Source organism: Citrobacter sp. A316 (assembly GCF_002042945.1).
GTDB classification, from domain to species: Bacteria; Pseudomonadota; Gammaproteobacteria; order Enterobacterales; family Enterobacteriaceae; genus Citrobacter; species Citrobacter portucalensis.
On the sequence record NZ_MVFZ01000001.1, the window covers coordinates 169,563 to 185,441 of the forward strand.

Sequence of the window (15,879 nt, forward strand, 5' to 3'; positions counted from 1 at the left end):
TCGATTATGACAACGGACGATCTTGCGTTTGACCAACGCCATATCTGGCACCCATACACCTCCATGACCTCCCCGTTGCCGGTTTATCCGGTGGCGCGTGCCGAAGGTTGCGAACTGATTTTAGCCAGCGGTGAGAAGCTGATTGACGGCATGTCATCCTGGTGGGCGGCGATCCACGGTTACAATCACCCGCAGCTGAACGCCGCGATGAAAACGCAGATTGATGCCATGTCGCATGTGATGTTTGGCGGCATTACCCACGCCCCGGCCATTGCACTGTGCCGCCAGTTGGTAGCGATGACCCCAGAGGCGCTGGAGTGCGTTTTTCTCGCGGATTCAGGATCGGTCGCCGTAGAAGTCGCGATGAAAATGGCGCTGCAATACTGGCAGGCTAAAGGCGAATCCCGCCAGCGTTTCCTGACATTTCGTAACGGTTATCACGGTGATACCTTCGGCGCGATGTCGGTCTGCGATCCCGACAACTCAATGCACAGTCTGTGGAAAGGGTATCTGCCGGAGAACCTGTTTGCGCCTGCCCCACAAAGCCGCATGGGCGGCGAGTGGGACGAACTGGATATGGTGCCTTTTGCCCGTCTGATGGCCGCACACCGCCACGAAATTGCGGCGGTGATCCTTGAGCCAATCGTACAGGGCGCTGGCGGTATGCGCATGTATCATCCCGAATGGTTAAAACGCATCCGTAAGATGTGCGACCGTGAAGGGATCCTGCTGATTGCCGATGAAATCGCCACCGGATTTGGTCGTACAGGCAAGCTGTTCGCCTGCGAGCACGCCGGCATCACTCCGGACATTTTATGCCTGGGCAAAGCGTTAACCGGCGGGACAATGACCCTTTCAGCAACCCTGACCACACGTCAGGTCGCAGAAACCATCAGCAACGGTGAAGCCGGATGCTTCATGCACGGCCCAACCTTTATGGGCAACCCGCTGGCCTGCGCCGTCGCCTCCGCCAGCCTGTCGTTAATCGAAACCGGCGAGTGGCGCTCACAGGTAGCAGCCATTGAAACGCAGCTGCGGACAGAGCTCGCCCCAGCGGCAGATTCCAGTTGGGTCGCTGACGTGCGCGTGCTCGGCGCCATTGGCGTAATCGAAACCACGCATCCGGTGAATATGGCAGCGTTACAGAAGTTCTTTGTCGAACAGGGCGTGTGGGTAAGACCGTTTGGCAAGCTCATCTATCTGATGCCGCCTTACATCATTCAGCCCGATCAGTTGCGTCGCCTGACTCAGGCCGTGAACGAGGCTGTGCGCAATGCAACATTTTTTAGCGATTAATCAGCGGTAAGCTCTACGGTTTCTGGCTACACTTTTTGGCTAACGAGAGGAGTCAGCATGAAACTAATCAGTAACGATCTGCGCGATGGCGATAAGCTTGGCCATCGCCACGTCTTTAACGGCATGGGGTATGACGGGGATAATATTTCTCCGCATCTGGCGTGGGACGATGTGCCCGCAGGAACCAAAAGCTTCGTGGTGACCTGCTTTGATCCTGATGCGCCAACTGGTTCCGGCTGGTGGCATTGGGTGGTGGTAAATCTGCCGGCTGATACCCGCGTACTCCCGCAAGGATTCGGCTCCGGGCTGGTTGCACAGCCTGATGGGGTGGTTCAGACCCGTACAGATTTTGGTAAAGCCGGTTATGGCGGCGCTGCGCCGCCGAAGGGGGAAACCCACCGCTATATCTTCACGGTTCATGCCCTGGATGTGGAGCGTATTGATGTCGATGAAGGTGCCAGCGGCGCGATGGTTGGATTTAACGTCCATTTCCACTCGCTCGCCAGCGCCTCGATTACCGCGATGTTTAGTTAAGCGGTGTTTTGCCGGATGTCGCTTTCGCCTCATCCGGCCTACGGGTTTCCTGGTTTTGTAGGCCGGATAAGCGTCAGCGCATCCGGCAGGGTATTACAAAAACTCAGGCAATAATTTTAACAACGCCCCCTGCGCTAACAGCTCGGTCGCGCACTCAATATCCGGGGCGAAAAAACGATCCTGCGTGTAATGAGCAACCTGCTCGCGCAAAGCCTGGCGCGCCTGCTCCAGCAGCGGACTGGAGGTTAACCCTTCACGCAGGTCAATCCCCTGACACGCCGCCAGCCACTCCACGGCAATCACGCCACGCGTATTTGCTGCCATCTCCCACAGTCTGCGCCCCGCAGCCGGAGCCATAGACACATGATCTTCCTGGTTAGCGGAGGTCGGCAAACTGTCCACGCTGTGTGGATGTGCCAGCGCTTTGTTCTCGCTCGCCAGCGCGGCGGCGGTCACCTGAGCAATCATAAAGCCGGAGTTAACCCCACCATTTTTCACCAGGAACGGCGGCAACTGCGACATATGTTTGTCCATCATCAGCGCAATGCGCCGCTCTGATAACGAACCAATTTCCGCAATCGCCAGCGCCAGGTTATCTGCCGCCATCGCCACCGGTTCAGCATGGAAATTCCCACCGGAGATCACATCGCCCTCTTCGGCAAACACCAGCGGGTTGTCGGAAACCGCGTTGGCTTCAACCAGCAGGACATCCATCACCTGGCGCATTTGTGTCAGACATGCCCCCATCACCTGTGGCTGACAGCGCAGAGAATACGGATCCTGCACTTTTTCACAGTTATGATGCGACTGGGAAAGCGCGCTGGTGTCGGTCAACACATGACGGTACAGCGTTGCGGCATCAATCTGTCCACGCTGCCCTCGCGCGGCATGAATACGCGCGTCAAACGGACGACGGGAGCCCAGCACGGCTTCAGTGGTCAGCGCCCCGCACACCGTCGCAGACGCGAACAGCTCCTGAGCTTCAATTAACCCGCGCAGTGCAAAGGCGGTGGAAGCCTGAGTTCCGTTGAGCAGCGCCAGCCCTTCTTTCGCCTCCAGCGTTATCGGCTCCAGCCCGGCCTTTTTCAGCGCGTCGGTCGCCGGGAGCCATTCCCCCTGCCAGCGCGCTTTACCTTCACCCAGCAACGTCAGAGACATATGCGCCAGCGGCGCCAGGTCACCCGATGCGCCCACCGATCCTTTCGCCGGGATCAGCGGATACACCTCGGCATTCACCAGCGCAATCAGCGCTTCAATCACGCTCAAACGAATGCCAGAAAAACCGCGCGCCAGGCTGTTGATTTTCAGCACCATAATCAGGCGAACCATCGCGTCGTCCAGCGCCTCACCAACGCCTGCCGCATGGGAAAGCACCAGCGAACGCTGTAAATTCTGCAAATCTTCCGTGGCGATACGGGTCTGGGCCAGCAGACCAAACCCGGTATTAATGCCATACGCCGTACGACCTTCAGCGACAATATTATTGACGCAGGCGACGCTGGCGTTGATAGCATCAATCGCTCCGGCATCCAGACTCAGTTTTACCGGCTGCTGCCAGATTTCACGTAGCTGGGTAAAACTCAGATGGCCCGGCGTGAGTGTCATGGTGTTCATATCAGCGTTTCTCCTGCGTCGCAGCAACCATCGGCAAATTCAGCCCTTCTTCGACGGCGCACTCCACCGCAATGTCATACCCGGCATCAGCGTGACGCATCACCCCGGTAGCCGGATCGTTATGTAATACCCGGGCGATGCGCGCCGCGGCTTCATCGGTGCCATCGCAAACAATGACCATCCCGGCATGCTGGGAGAAGCCCATGCCAACCCCGCCGCCGTGATGCAGCGACACCCAGGTCGCGCCGCTGGCGGTGTTAAGCAGCGCGTTCAGCAGCGGCCAGTCGGATACGGCGTCTGAACCGTCGCGCATAGCTTCGGTTTCGCGGTTCGGGCTGGCAACAGACCCGGAGTCCAGATGGTCACGGCCAATAACAATCGGCGCGGATACTTCACCACTGCGCACCATTTCATTAAACGCCAGCCCCAGTTTCTGACGCCACTCCAAGCCGACCCAGCAGATACGCGCCGGTAAGCCCTGGAAGTTAATCCGCTCACGCGCCATATCCAGCCAGTGATGAAGGTGCTTATCATCAGCCACGATCTCTTTCACTTTGGCATCTGTCTTATAAATATCCTGCGGATCGCCCGACAGCGCCACCCAACGGAATGGCCCTATGCCGCGACAGAACAGGGGGCGAATATAGGCAGGTACAAAGCCGGGGAAATCAAAGGCGTTTTCCACGCCCATCTCTTTGGCCATCTGGCGAATGTTGTTGCCGTAATCAAACGTCGGCACGCCCATTTTGCTAAACGCCAGCATCGCCTCAACGTGCGTTGCCATTGAACGTTTCGCCGCCTGCACCGTGCCCTGCGGATCGGACACCGCTTTTGCCTGATACTCTTCCCAACTCCAGCCGGACGGCAGATAACCATGCAGTGGATCGTGGGCGCTGGTCTGGTCGGTAACCATATCCGGGCGCACACCGCGCTTCACCAGTTCCGGTACAACATCAGCGGCGTTAGCACACAGCGCAATGGAGACCGCTTTACCCTCGCGGGTATATTTGTCGATACGCGCCAGCGCATCGTCAAGCGATGTCGCCTGCTCGTCGACGTAACGGGTACGCAGGCGGAAATCAATTCGGCTTTGCTGGCATTCAATGTTCAGCGAACAGGCACCCGCAAGCGTAGCGGCTAACGGTTGCGCCCCGCCCATGCCGCCCAGCCCGGCGGTCAGCACCCAGCGTCCGCTAAGGTTACCCTGATAATGCTGACGCCCGGCCTCAACGAAGGTTTCATAAGTCCCCTGCACGATGCCCTGGCTGCCGATGTAGATCCAGCTCCCGGCGGTCATCTGGCCGTACATCGCCAGCCCTTTAGCATCCAGCTCGTTGAAGTGTTCCCAGGTCGCCCAGTGCGGGACCAGGTTGGAGTTGGCAATCAACACGCGCGGTGCGTTGTCGTGAGTTTTGAATACGCCTACCGGTTTTCCGGACTGGACCAGCAGAGTCTCATCGGTCTCCAGTTTGGTCAGCGCGTTGACGATGGCGTCATAGCATTCCCAGTCCCGCGCGGCGCGGCCAATCCCGCCGTAAACCACCAGCTCATGCGGATTTTCCGCCACATCGGGATCCAGATTATTCATTAACATGCGCAGCGGCGCTTCGGTCAGCCAGCTTTTGGCCGTTAAGGTGGTGCCGCGTGGGGCACGAATATCCTGCTGACGATATTTGCTATGGGACATGACAGAAAACTCCTCGCGAACGTCGGATAGATAAGTAACATATACTTGTCTATACAAGTCACTGCAAGGATGATTTTAACAATTAAGATACATTTTTATTATATTGCGTCAGCAATCACGGTTTTCATGTCCTGTATCAGGACATAAACCGCCCTTGCAGGCGATAGCGGGAACCCGGGAACAGCAAACGGGCATGAGAGACAATGGATGACGCAGACCAGGTTTTACGGCGGATCAGCAGGCAGGGATCGTGTTCTTTGATATTCAGCAGCGCGCACTCTTCAGCGCTGGCACGTACCGCTTCAACAATATGCTCACCTTCCGTTAAAGGGGCTATCAGCGACAGGTAAGCGTGCGGCGTGGTCTGGCTGTAATCCTGCGCCAGATACTCCGGCACAATTTCGGCATTCACGCAGCGATCTTCAATCTGCACCGGCAAATCGTTCTCGTAGTGCACCATGACAGAGTGAAAAATGGAGGTGCCTTCTTTGACGTTTAACACCAAAGCCTGCTGCGCGTTGGCCTGGGTTCTTTCCAGCGTCAGCACTTCACACCGGTGCTGATGCTGACGGGCGTTGATTTCATCCGCAATGCTGCGGATTTCAAACAGCGCGGACTGGCCTTTTGGCTCGGCGACAAACGTCCCCACGCCCTGCAAACGCACCAGTAAACCTTCATCCGTTAACTCACGCAGCGCCCGGTTGATGGTCATGCGGCTGAAACCATACTGCGCCACCAGCTCTGCCTCAGACGGAATGCGATCGTGAGGCTGCCAGATACCGCTGGCAATTTTTTCGCTGATCTCCTGTTTGACCTTTTCGTAAAAAGGAGCCGGAGCAGAACGGGATGGGAGCATGCGTGAGCCTTCCTTAAGCTGAAAATGTGAATGGGTACAGTTTACAGGCATTACCCGAGTCTGATAAGCGCAACGCCAACAGGTATGTCAGTGCCACCAGTGGGCGATTTGCCAGCCTAACCGCGCCGCAACCCGCGCCGCCCTGCCATCATCGTCAAAGCGTGGATTAAATTCAACCATATCCACCGCCTGTAGTTTACCGCTACGGCACAGAGGCTCAATCAGTCTCAGCAGCGTCGCCAACGGTACGCCAAGCGCGGCGGGGGCCGACACGCCGGGCATTTCCCACACCGGCAGCACGTCGAGGTCGATTGTCAGATAGATGACATCCAGGTTGGCGACAAACTGCGCTAACTGCGCCTGCGCCGTATCACAATGCAGATCCTCCACTACGGTCACACCGAGCCGTTGCGCCTCATCCCACAACGCCTGGGTGTTTGCCGCCCGACTGACGCCGATGCAGGCATAGTGGAATTCGCGCTGCTGTTCATCGCAAAGCTGCGCCAGCTGGCGAAACGGCGTACCGGATGTGGCCTGCCCGGCATGGCGCAAATCGAGATGCGCATCGAAGTTGACAATCCCCACCTTCGCCTGCGGGAACGCGTCCAGTACGCCTGCGCCGTGCGCAAAGGCGGTTTCGTGTCCTCCGCCCAAAACGAAGGTACGCATATTCTCCTGCTGACAGCGCTGTACCGCATTGCGTAACGCCTGCTGCGCGCCTTCAAGATCGGGAGCCTGTGCCACAATATTTCCCAGATCCACCAGACGATGATGCCCATCATGACTGGCTAAATTCGCCAGCGCCTTGCGCAGCACATCGGGTGCTCCGGCGGCGCCCGTGCGCCCGTGATTACGTTTAACGCCTTCGTCGCAGGCAAAACCGAGCAACGCTATCTGCCCGCGGTACATTTCTGGGCTAAACGTCAGGCTCAGGGTGATAGTCTGAAACAGGCGCAGCGCATTCGGCGATTCGGCCCGGTCATCACGTCCCTGCCATAGCGCAGGTGAAGCAGGTTGCCAGTGAGTCATACTATTTTCCCTTTAAATACGCGTTGGTAGAGCGGGTTGCGCCCGGGTTCATACAGGATCTCGACCGGGAGAGTTGCATCCCACACCACAAAATCGGCCACAAACCCGGCCTTCAATTGACCGTGGGTGGCATGACGCCCCAGTGCCCGGGCCGCATGACGGGTTACGCCCGCCCATGCTTCTTCCGGCGTTAAGCCAAACTGAACGCAGGCCATATTCATCGCCCAGTGCAGGCTGATAAACGGACTGGTACCGGGGTTAAAATCTGTCGCTACCGCCATCGGTACCTGATATTGACGCAGCAACGCTACCGGTGGGCGCTGCTGCTCTTTGAGGAAATAGAATGCGCCGGGCAGCAGCACGCCGACCGTACCGCTTTGGCTCATCGCCGCCACGCCAGCTTCATCAAGGTATTCAATATGATCGGCGGATAGCCCGTGGTAGCGGCTTACCAACTCTGCGCCGCCAAGCAATGACAGCTGTTCAACATGGCCTTTAATCGGGATGCCCAGCGCCTGCGCAGCCTGAAACACCCGCTCGCTCTGCGCCAACGAAAAACCAACGCTCTCACAGAACAGATCGACGGTCTCAAACAGCCCTTGTTCCCACAGTTGCGGCAAAATGGTTTCGCACACCAGCGTAATATAGGCGTCAGGATCATCACGGTATTCCGCTGGAGTTGCATGCGCGGCCAACAGCGTCGGACTGATTTCAACGATATTCTCTGCCGCCAGCGCTGCCACCACGCGCAATATTTTCTCTTCTGTCGACAAATCCAGGCCGTAGCCGGATTTTATTTCCAGCAGCGTAACACCTTCTTTGACCAGCTGTTCCATCCGCTGATGGGCTACCTGTAAGAGTTGTTCCTCCGTGGCGCTGCGGGTCGCCGAAACGGTGGCATTGATCCCCCCACCCTGAGCGCTTATCTGCTGGTAGGAGACACCATTTAGCCGCTGCTCCCACTCACCTGCGCGGTTTCCGCCAAAGACCAGATGCGTATGGCAATCAATCAGGCCAGGCGTAATCAGCCTGCCCTGCATATCAAAAGTATTGTCATGTGTGAGATATAACGATGATTCCGGGACGATATCGCGAATCTTGCCCTGGCGGACGATCAGCGCGTGACCATCCACCAGCCCATATGGGGTACCACGTTCAGGATCCATAGTCGCCAGACGAACATTGCGCCAGATAACATCATCAGGGAAGAATTGCTGCATTCGACTCACCACTTGTCATAGGTTGTATAGACATTTATTTTTGATTATAGGGATGTTGTCAACCTGAAGAACCATAATTGTTATCTATTTGTGATATAAAGACTCTCCCTGCCAGACATTGCTGCGATAAAAAACAACTTTTTACCTTTTCGCCTTCCCGTTTCGCTCAACTTAGTATAAAAAAGCAGGCTTTAATGGATAACTTTCAAAGCCCGGAGCAACCTGTGAACATATCATCAGTTTCCCGTCTGGCGCTGGCAATGGCTTTTGGCGTGACGCTGACCGCCTGTAGCTCTACGCCGCCCGATCAAATTCCTTCCGATCAAACCGCGCCAGGAACCTCTTCGCGCCCGATCTTGTCGGCCAATGAAGCGAAAAATTTCGTTGCTGCGCACTATTTTTCCGCGCTGACGCCAAACACGGCGCCATGGAGCCCTTCTTCTATTTCTCTGCCTGCGCAACCTGACTTCGTCGTTGGCCCGGCAGGGACTCAGGGCGTAACCCATACCAGCATTCAGGCTGCGGTTGATGCGGCAATCATCAAACGTACTAACAAACGTCAGTACATCGCGATTATGCCGGGCGAGTATCAGGGCACGGTATATATCCCGGCAGCAACGGGTAGCCTGACGTTGTACGGTATGGGCGAAAAACCGCTGGATGTGAAAATTGGCCAGGCCATTGACGGTGACATGAGCACCGCAGACTGGCGTCGTACGGTGAACCCTGGCGGTAAATATATGCCGGGTAAACCTGCGTGGTATATGTTTGATAATTGCCAGAACAAACGTGGCACAAATATTGGTGTGATGTGTTCTGCCGTCGTCTGGTCGCAAAACAACGGTCTGCAATTGCAGAACCTGACCATCGAAAACAACCTCGGGGACAGCGTTGATGCAGGCAACCACCCGGCTGTTGCACTGCGTACCGATGGCGATAAAGTGCAGATCAACAAGGTCAATATTCTGGGCCGTCAGAATACATTCTTTGTAACCAACAGCGGCGTACAAAACCGTCTGGAAAACGATCGTCAGCCGCGCACGCTGGTTACCAACAGCTACATTGAAGGCGATGTGGATATCGTTTCTGGTCGCGGTGCCGTGGTGTTCGAGAACACCGATTTCCGCGTAGTGAATTCCCGTACCCAGCAGGAAGGTTACGTGTTCGCACCAGCTACCCTGTCAAACATCTACTACGGTTTCCTGGCGATTAATAGCCGCTTCACGGCAAGTGGCGATGGCGTGGCGCAATTAGGCCGCTCGCTGGATGTCGATTCCAACACTAACGGTCAGGTCGTGATTCGTGACAGCGTGATTAATGAAGGCTTTAACATGGCAAAACCATGGGCTGACAGCGTTATCGCAAAACGCCCGTTTGCCGGTAATACCGGTGCGGAAGATGACAAAGGTGAAATCCAGCGTAACCTGAACGACACCAACTTCAACCGTATGTGGGAATACAACAACCGCGGTATCGGTAGCAAAGTGGTTGCTGAACCTAAGAAGTAAAAGCCATTCTCTGATATAAGCCCGGTAAGCGCACGCTCCACCGGGCAATGTGCCGGATGGCAGCGAAAACCGCCATCCGGCCTACAAGTAGACTTACACCAAACGTGACTTATTAAAGTTAATCAAACTCCCGGCCTTAATAATTTCACGCTCTTCTGCGGTCAGGCTTTCCATATACACACTGATTTCACTCACCGCACCATCATCGTGAAGCACATACGCTTTGATTTCTTTACTGCACTCATCTAACGCGCGGCGAATGCCGGGAATATAGATATAGTCACCCACTTCAAAAGAAGGTTGCTCTGCCATCTGGAGCGGTAGCATGCCCCAGTTGATAACGTTGGAACGGTAACGCTTGGTGGCATATTCCTGGGCAATATTTGCCAGTCCACCAATCACTCGCTGACAGCTCGCCGCCTGCTCGCGCGCCGAGCCGTCGCCAGGTTTGACGGCGTAAATCATGCTGCCAATCTCAGTATCCAACGGTTGCACATTTTCCTGACCGACAATCTGTTGGATGCGTTCGAAAACTGACGCCAGTTCGCTGACATCGCCCCTCTCCACGCGCCGTTTTTCCAGCTCCGACGTCGCTTTACTTCTTCCCACATACCCAGGATCTCGTCGTGAGAGCGTAAATTCCGCCAGTCCTAGTGGATTAGAGCGATACGACGAGGTTTCACCGGACGGAATAAGCTCATCCGTTGTTGTCACATCATCAAGGATCTTCGAGGCCACTTTCAGCAGAATATTTTCCGTTAATGCGCCCAGTTCCGGCCAGTCTTTAATGTTCGGGCCGTATATGAGCGGCTGCTGCGTGGCCCCTTTCACGAATCCCTGGTATACGCGACTCTTATAAGGCGCAGGATTAAACGCATAGTCTGGCACCGTATCCCAACAGTCCAGATCCGTCGCAGCAGTGAGGAATCCTCCGTTGGCTGCCGTAGCCGCAATTGATCGCGCATCCATCAGCGCGACGGCTGACATTTGACCATTGCCCGGCTTCGAGCCCTCACGGTTAGGGAAGTTGCGCGTGGTATGGCGGATGCTAAGACCATTATTGATAGGCGTATCGCCCGCGCCAAAGCATGGACCGCAGAATGCGGTTCTGATGACGGCCCCCGCACCCAGTAAATCTGTAACGACACCTTTCTGCGCTAAATCCATAAACACCGGTTGTGAAGAAGGGTAGACAGCCAGCGAGAAAGCATCATTACCACAGGATTGGCCGCGTAATGCCTGCGCCGCAGCAATCACGTTTTCATAGTTGCCGCCCGAGCATCCGGCAATGATCCCCTGCTGTACTTTTAAGCGGCCATTTTCTACTTTGTCCAACAACGAGAGGCTGGCTTTACCCTGCGCGATACGTGCAGACTCAACTTCAATCTCCCGGAGAATATCCGTCAGATTCTCATTGAGTGTATCAATCTCATAGACATTACTTGGATGGAATGGCAGCGCAATCATCGGCTTAATCGCACTCAAATCGACATAAATGCAACCGTCGTACCAGGCCATCGGCTGCGGACTGAGCTGGCGATAGTCTTGTTCGCGCCCATGTAATGCCAGCCAACTGCGAGTTTCATCATCTGTTTGCCAGACGGAGCTCAGACAGGTGGTTTCGGTGGTCATCACATCAACGCTGTTGCGAAAATCCGTTGAGAGATGGCGAATGCCAGGGCCAACAAACTCCATGACCTTGTTTTTGACGTAGCCATTTTTAAAAACCGCGCCAATGATCGCTAACGCCACATCCTGTGGACCAACGCCCGCAACAGGCTTACCCGTCAGATAAACGGCAACAACGCCTGGATAATCAATGTCCCAGGTGTCGTTTAACAGCTGTTTGACCAGCTCACCGCCCCCTTCTCCTACCGCCATCGTGCCTAATGCGCCGTAACGTGTATGACTGTCTGAGCCAAGGATCATTTTGCCGCCGCCTGCCATCATTTCACGCATGTATTGATGGATAACAGCAATATGTGGCGGCACAAAGATTCCGCCGTAACGCTGTGCCGCAGACAGACCAAACATATGATCGTCACCGTTAATAGTTCCCCCTACTGCACATAATGAGTTATGGCAGTTAGTCAGAACATACGGCAGCGGAAACCGCTCCATACCAGAGGCTTTTGCGGTCTGAATAATACCGACAAAGGTAATATCGTGTGAAGCTAATGAATCAAACTTAATTTTAAGCTTATCCATATCACCGGACGTATTATGCGCGGCGAGAATCGACCACGCGATGGTTCCTTTTTTCGCGTCCTCTTTGCAGATATGCCCAGGAAAAGACTCCTCAGCGACAATTTCATTATTATCGGAGAGATAAACTCCTTTTTCATACAACGTAATCATTTGATACTCCCTAGTCCCGTACTTATATTAGTGCGCGGTCAATTAATAATTTGAATCTGGCTTATGGTTTACAGCATGTTCCAGTTAATCAACATGCTCCACCACCACACGCCCAGGGTGATATGGACAATAAAGGTCAGTAAGGTCAGCATGCCCCCCACCAGCCACCACGATTTAATATCGTTATAGCCAACGCCAAAAATAACCGGACCCGCGGCACCGCCATAATGGGTGACCATTCCGCCATAGGAGTTAGAGAAGAGTAATGCCAGTGCGGTTAACATCAGTGGTGCGCCGGAGACATTCGCCAGCATGGCAAATACCGGCATCATTGCCACAATATATGCACTGCCTGAGGCAAAGAAATATCGAACGATAATGCTCAGGAACAAAATAACGAAGAACGCCACGTTGCCATGATTACCAAAGTCGAGATTGTTTTTGAACAATTCGGCTAACCAGTCGAAAAATTTCACTTTCGATAATAACGAACTTAAACCGATAATACCGCCGTACCAGATTAATGTATTCCAGCCACCTTTATTTTTAACCACATCATCCCAGGTGACTACGCCAAATAAAAGCATCGTACCCATGACGACAATCGCCACCGTTGATTCATCAACACCGAGGCTTTTACTGAAGATCCATCCCAATAACGCGAGAACGAAAATGCCCAGCAGCATTTTTTCGCGCCCTTTCATTGGTCCTAAATCCTGAAGGCCAGCTTTAGCGATGGTTTTGTTATCAACCTTTTTAATTTCAGGTGGATACATAAAATAGATAACGAGTGGCGTCGCCAACAGCATGACCAGTCCAGGCAGACCTGCAGCAAGCGCCCATCCGCCCCAACTCAACTGCAAGTGACAAATATCGTTGATCATCTTCAACGCCAGAATGTTTCCTGCCATCGCGGTAAAAAACATATAGCTGGTTGTTTTAGTGACCATATAGACCGACATCATCAGGTAGTGACCGACACGGCGCGGGCTCTTATCCGGTTCAGAACCCAGCGCCACCGCCACACTATTGATGATGGGTAATACGATTCCTCCCGCTCGCGCGGTATTTGACGGTGTTGCCGGAGCTAATACCAGATCAAGGAATACGGTCACATAGCCAAGGCCAAGCGTGGTGTTACCAATTTTACCGATCAGAATATAAGCAATACGCTTACCCAGCCCCGTCGTCACAAAAGCAGCACTTAACGTAAACGCGGAGAAAACCAGCCATGTCGTACCGGAAGCATAACCGCTCAGCACGCTGCTGGTCTTCAGTACACCATGGCCTAAATTTCCGACAACTACCATAGAGGCGGCAACGGCAATCAATAACACCACCGGTTCAGGAAATGGTTTGATCACCAGGCCGACAATGGCCGCAAGATAAATACCAAATAGCACCCACGCTAGTTCACTTAATCCCGCCGGGGCAGGAATCAAACCGATAATACAGGGGATCGCTAATATTAAAATTAGCTTCCATAATGATTTAACGTTCATTTATTAATCCTGAATAATCTGTACAGGCAATACAGTATTTTTCCGTTTTTCTGCGTTCGCAGAGAAATGAGGCCAATGCTGTCAGGGAAGGTAAACGTCACCAGCGAATATTTTTCTGGCGGTACGAATAACCGAAGCTCTGATAGTTTCAGGCTCATCCCCTTCATTGGTTAAATGAATATCAAGAGTGCCGCCAGGATGTTCGATAGTGATATTCCCATAATGCGCGCCTGCCGTTACCTGACGCGAAACAGTACCGTTAATGACACAGCTACTGGCGATAGCTATCGCCCCGGTAATCGCCAGCGCTTTATGGCAAGAGTGCGGCATAAAATAACGAACATTAATTTCGCCATCGTATTGAGGTGCGGAGATGAGAATCGGTTTTGGGATAACCTTATTGCTGACATCACCCAGCCCCATGGCTTCACCGGCCTGTAAACGAATAGACTCAATGCGCGACAATAATTCGTTGTCTGCATCCAGATCTTCCGCTGATTCATACCCCGTTTTCCCCAGGTATTCGGCAGGAATAATTACGACAGGTGTCGCCATATCCATACAGGTCACCGGAACTGAGTTGATATAATCGATGTGTTGTCCCGTCGGAAAAATATGCCCGGTTTTAGAACCTGCGGCATTAAGAAACGTCAACGCAATAGGGGCCGATGTTCCCGGGACGCCGTCAATTCTTGCCGTTCCTTCATACTCAACAACACCATGCGGTGTCTGTATATCAGCTTCGATAAACGTGTTGGTATTCACATTGCGAATGCGTACGCGGGTGGTCGGCGTAGAAGCTGCAATCAACCCCTTTTCAATAGCAAACGCGCCAACGGCGGAAAGCATATTGCCACAATTAGGTGTGGTATCGACCCGTTGCTCATGTACCAGTACCTGAGCAAATAAATAATCGATATCAGCGTTGGGATCGTTTGAAAGACTAATAATCGCGACTTTACTGGTTAACGGATCACCACCGCCAATGCCGTCTATTTCCAACGCATTGCCAGAACCCATAATTCCAATTAATATTTCATCCCGCTGTTTTTCTTCTTCTGGTAAATCTTGTGCTAATAAAAATGCACCCCTGGAGGTTCCTCCACGCATCATAACGCAAGCTATTTTTTTCATAACAATGTTCTCAATATTATTTCCACTATATACATGGTTGCATGTCATGATTAGGGTGACTAATGACTTCATTTTCGTGATTAGTGATTTATTTTTATTAATTAAAATTTATGAATTGCGGATACACTGAACACTTTCACCTGAAAAAGGGGCTTCCCTGATTGAGTCCGGAGTCAAAATGAAACACGAGTTATCGAGCATGAAGGCATTTGTTACGTTGGCAGAGTCCGATTCTTTTAACAATGCCGCCAAGTTACTCAATATTACGCAACCTGCATTAACGCGCAGGATTAAAAAGATGGAAGAGTATTTACACACACAACTCTTTGAAAGAACAACTCGCAAAGTGACATTAACAAAAGCGGGAAAAATGCTTTTACCTGAAGCCAGAGAATTAATCAGGGCATTAGATGAGACCATTTTTAACATCAGCGAAATGAATGTTCATCATCATGGTATAGTGACATTGTCCTGTATTCCTACCGCGGTTTTCTATTTCTTGCCGTTGGCAATAGGAAAATTTAATGAGCGGTATCCCAATATCAAAGTGCGAATTATTGAACAAGGTACGAATAATTGTATGGAATCCGTACTTTGCAATGAGGCTGATTTTGGAATAAACATGAACAACATCACAAATTCCTCTATCGAGTTCACTCCACTGGTTAATGAACCGTTTGTTCTGGCCTGTCGGCGCGATCATCCTCTCGCCAATAAACAGTTGGTGGAGTGGCAGGAATTGCTGAATTACAAACTGATAGGCGTTCGTTCCTCAAGCGGTAACCGATTGTTGATTGAACAACATTTGGCCGATAAACCGTGGAAGTTGAACTGGTTTTACGAGGTCCGTCATCTGTCTACTTCGCTGGGTCTGGTTGAAGCTGGACTGGGCGTCTCCGCGTTACCTGGGCTGGCAATGCCGCAAACACCGCATCCCACTCTGATAGGTATCCCACTGATTGAACCCGTCATTCGACGCACGCTGGGGGTTATTCGGCGTAAGGACGCTATACTCTCACCTCCCGCTGAACGCTTTTTCTCTCTTCTGCTTAATTTATGGGCAGATGATAAAGACAGTCTTTGGACATCAGTTGCTGATTGTCATGAAAATCCACCGCTCGTTAAATGAACAAAAAAAATC

At 52.9% G+C, this 15,879-nt stretch carries 12 protein-coding genes; 4 read left to right on the plus strand and 8 right to left on the minus strand.

The genetic code is table 11. The features are described 5' to 3' along the window. Positions 1-6: 6 nt before the first annotated feature. The gene (bioA, locus tag BZK41_RS00815; RefSeq protein ID WP_079936867.1) at positions 7-1,296 is read left to right on the plus strand and encodes an adenosylmethionine--8-amino-7-oxononanoate transaminase; all 1,290 of its coding nucleotides are present in this window, start codon (positions 7-9) and stop codon (positions 1,294-1,296) included. Positions 1,297-1,353: 57 nt separating this feature from the next. After that, complete coding sequence (locus tag BZK41_RS00820) at positions 1,354-1,830, plus strand: kinase inhibitor (protein WP_079936868.1); 477 nt, start codon at positions 1,354-1,356, stop codon at positions 1,828-1,830. A gap of 93 nt (positions 1,831-1,923) precedes the next feature. Here BZK41_RS00820 and hutH read toward each other — a convergent pair whose 3' ends face one another. The 5 genes from hutH to hutI form a co-directional block, all read right to left on the minus strand. Next, a complete protein-coding gene (hutH, locus tag BZK41_RS00825; protein ID WP_079936869.1) occupies positions 1,924-3,444 on the minus strand; it encodes a histidine ammonia-lyase in 1,521 nt (506 codons plus the stop codon). Between the two features lies 1 nt (position 3,445). Then, positions 3,446-5,131, minus strand: a complete 1,686-nt coding sequence (gene hutU, locus BZK41_RS00830; RefSeq protein ID WP_003837071.1) for a urocanate hydratase — start codon at positions 5,129-5,131, stop codon at positions 3,446-3,448. 136 nt (positions 5,132-5,267) lie between these two features. Then, a complete protein-coding gene (locus BZK41_RS00835) occupies positions 5,268-5,987 on the minus strand; it encodes a histidine utilization repressor (RefSeq protein ID WP_079936870.1) in 720 nt (239 codons plus the stop codon). 87 nt (positions 5,988-6,074) lie between these two features. Next, positions 6,075-7,016: a formimidoylglutamase gene (hutG, locus tag BZK41_RS00840; RefSeq protein WP_079936871.1), complete on the minus strand. Its 942-nt coding sequence runs from the start codon at positions 7,014-7,016 to the stop codon at positions 6,075-6,077. Beyond that, positions 7,013-8,236 (minus strand): imidazolonepropionase, encoded by a 1,224-nt coding sequence (gene hutI, locus BZK41_RS00845; RefSeq protein ID WP_079936872.1) that lies wholly within the window; start codon positions 8,234-8,236, stop codon positions 7,013-7,015. The genes hutG and hutI overlap by 4 nt, the downstream gene beginning before the upstream one ends. Positions 8,237-8,460: 224 nt before the next feature. Between hutI and BZK41_RS00850 the strand changes: the two genes are divergently transcribed. Continuing rightward, on the plus strand, positions 8,461-9,744 hold the full coding sequence (locus BZK41_RS00850) for a putative acyl-CoA thioester hydrolase (RefSeq protein WP_079937013.1): 1,284 nt from the start codon (positions 8,461-8,463) through the stop codon (positions 9,742-9,744). Between the two features lie 93 nt (positions 9,745-9,837). On the opposite strand, the gene BZK41_RS00855 is transcribed toward BZK41_RS00850, so the two are convergent. The 3 genes from BZK41_RS00855 to BZK41_RS00865 all read right to left on the minus strand — a co-directional run bounded on the left by BZK41_RS00855 (position 9,838) and on the right by BZK41_RS00865 (position 14,738). Further along, on the minus strand, positions 9,838-12,102 hold the full coding sequence (locus BZK41_RS00855; RefSeq protein WP_079936873.1) for a hydratase: 2,265 nt from the start codon (positions 12,100-12,102) through the stop codon (positions 9,838-9,840). Positions 12,103-12,170: 68 nt separating this feature from the next. Further along, positions 12,171-13,604 carry an anion permease gene (locus BZK41_RS00860; RefSeq protein WP_079936874.1) on the minus strand — a complete coding sequence of 478 codons (1,434 nt, stop codon included), beginning with the start codon at positions 13,602-13,604 and terminating at the stop codon, positions 12,171-12,173. 81 nt (positions 13,605-13,685) lie between these two features. Then, the gene (locus BZK41_RS00865) at positions 13,686-14,738 is read right to left on the minus strand and encodes a 4-oxalomesaconate tautomerase (protein WP_079936875.1); all 1,053 of its coding nucleotides are present in this window, start codon (positions 14,736-14,738) and stop codon (positions 13,686-13,688) included. A 178-nt stretch (positions 14,739-14,916) separates the two neighbouring features. On the opposite strand from BZK41_RS00865, the gene BZK41_RS00870 reads away from it, so the two are divergent. Continuing rightward, complete coding sequence (locus BZK41_RS00870) at positions 14,917-15,867, plus strand: LysR family transcriptional regulator (RefSeq protein WP_079936876.1); 951 nt, start codon at positions 14,917-14,919, stop codon at positions 15,865-15,867. Positions 15,868-15,879 lie beyond the last annotated feature (12 nt).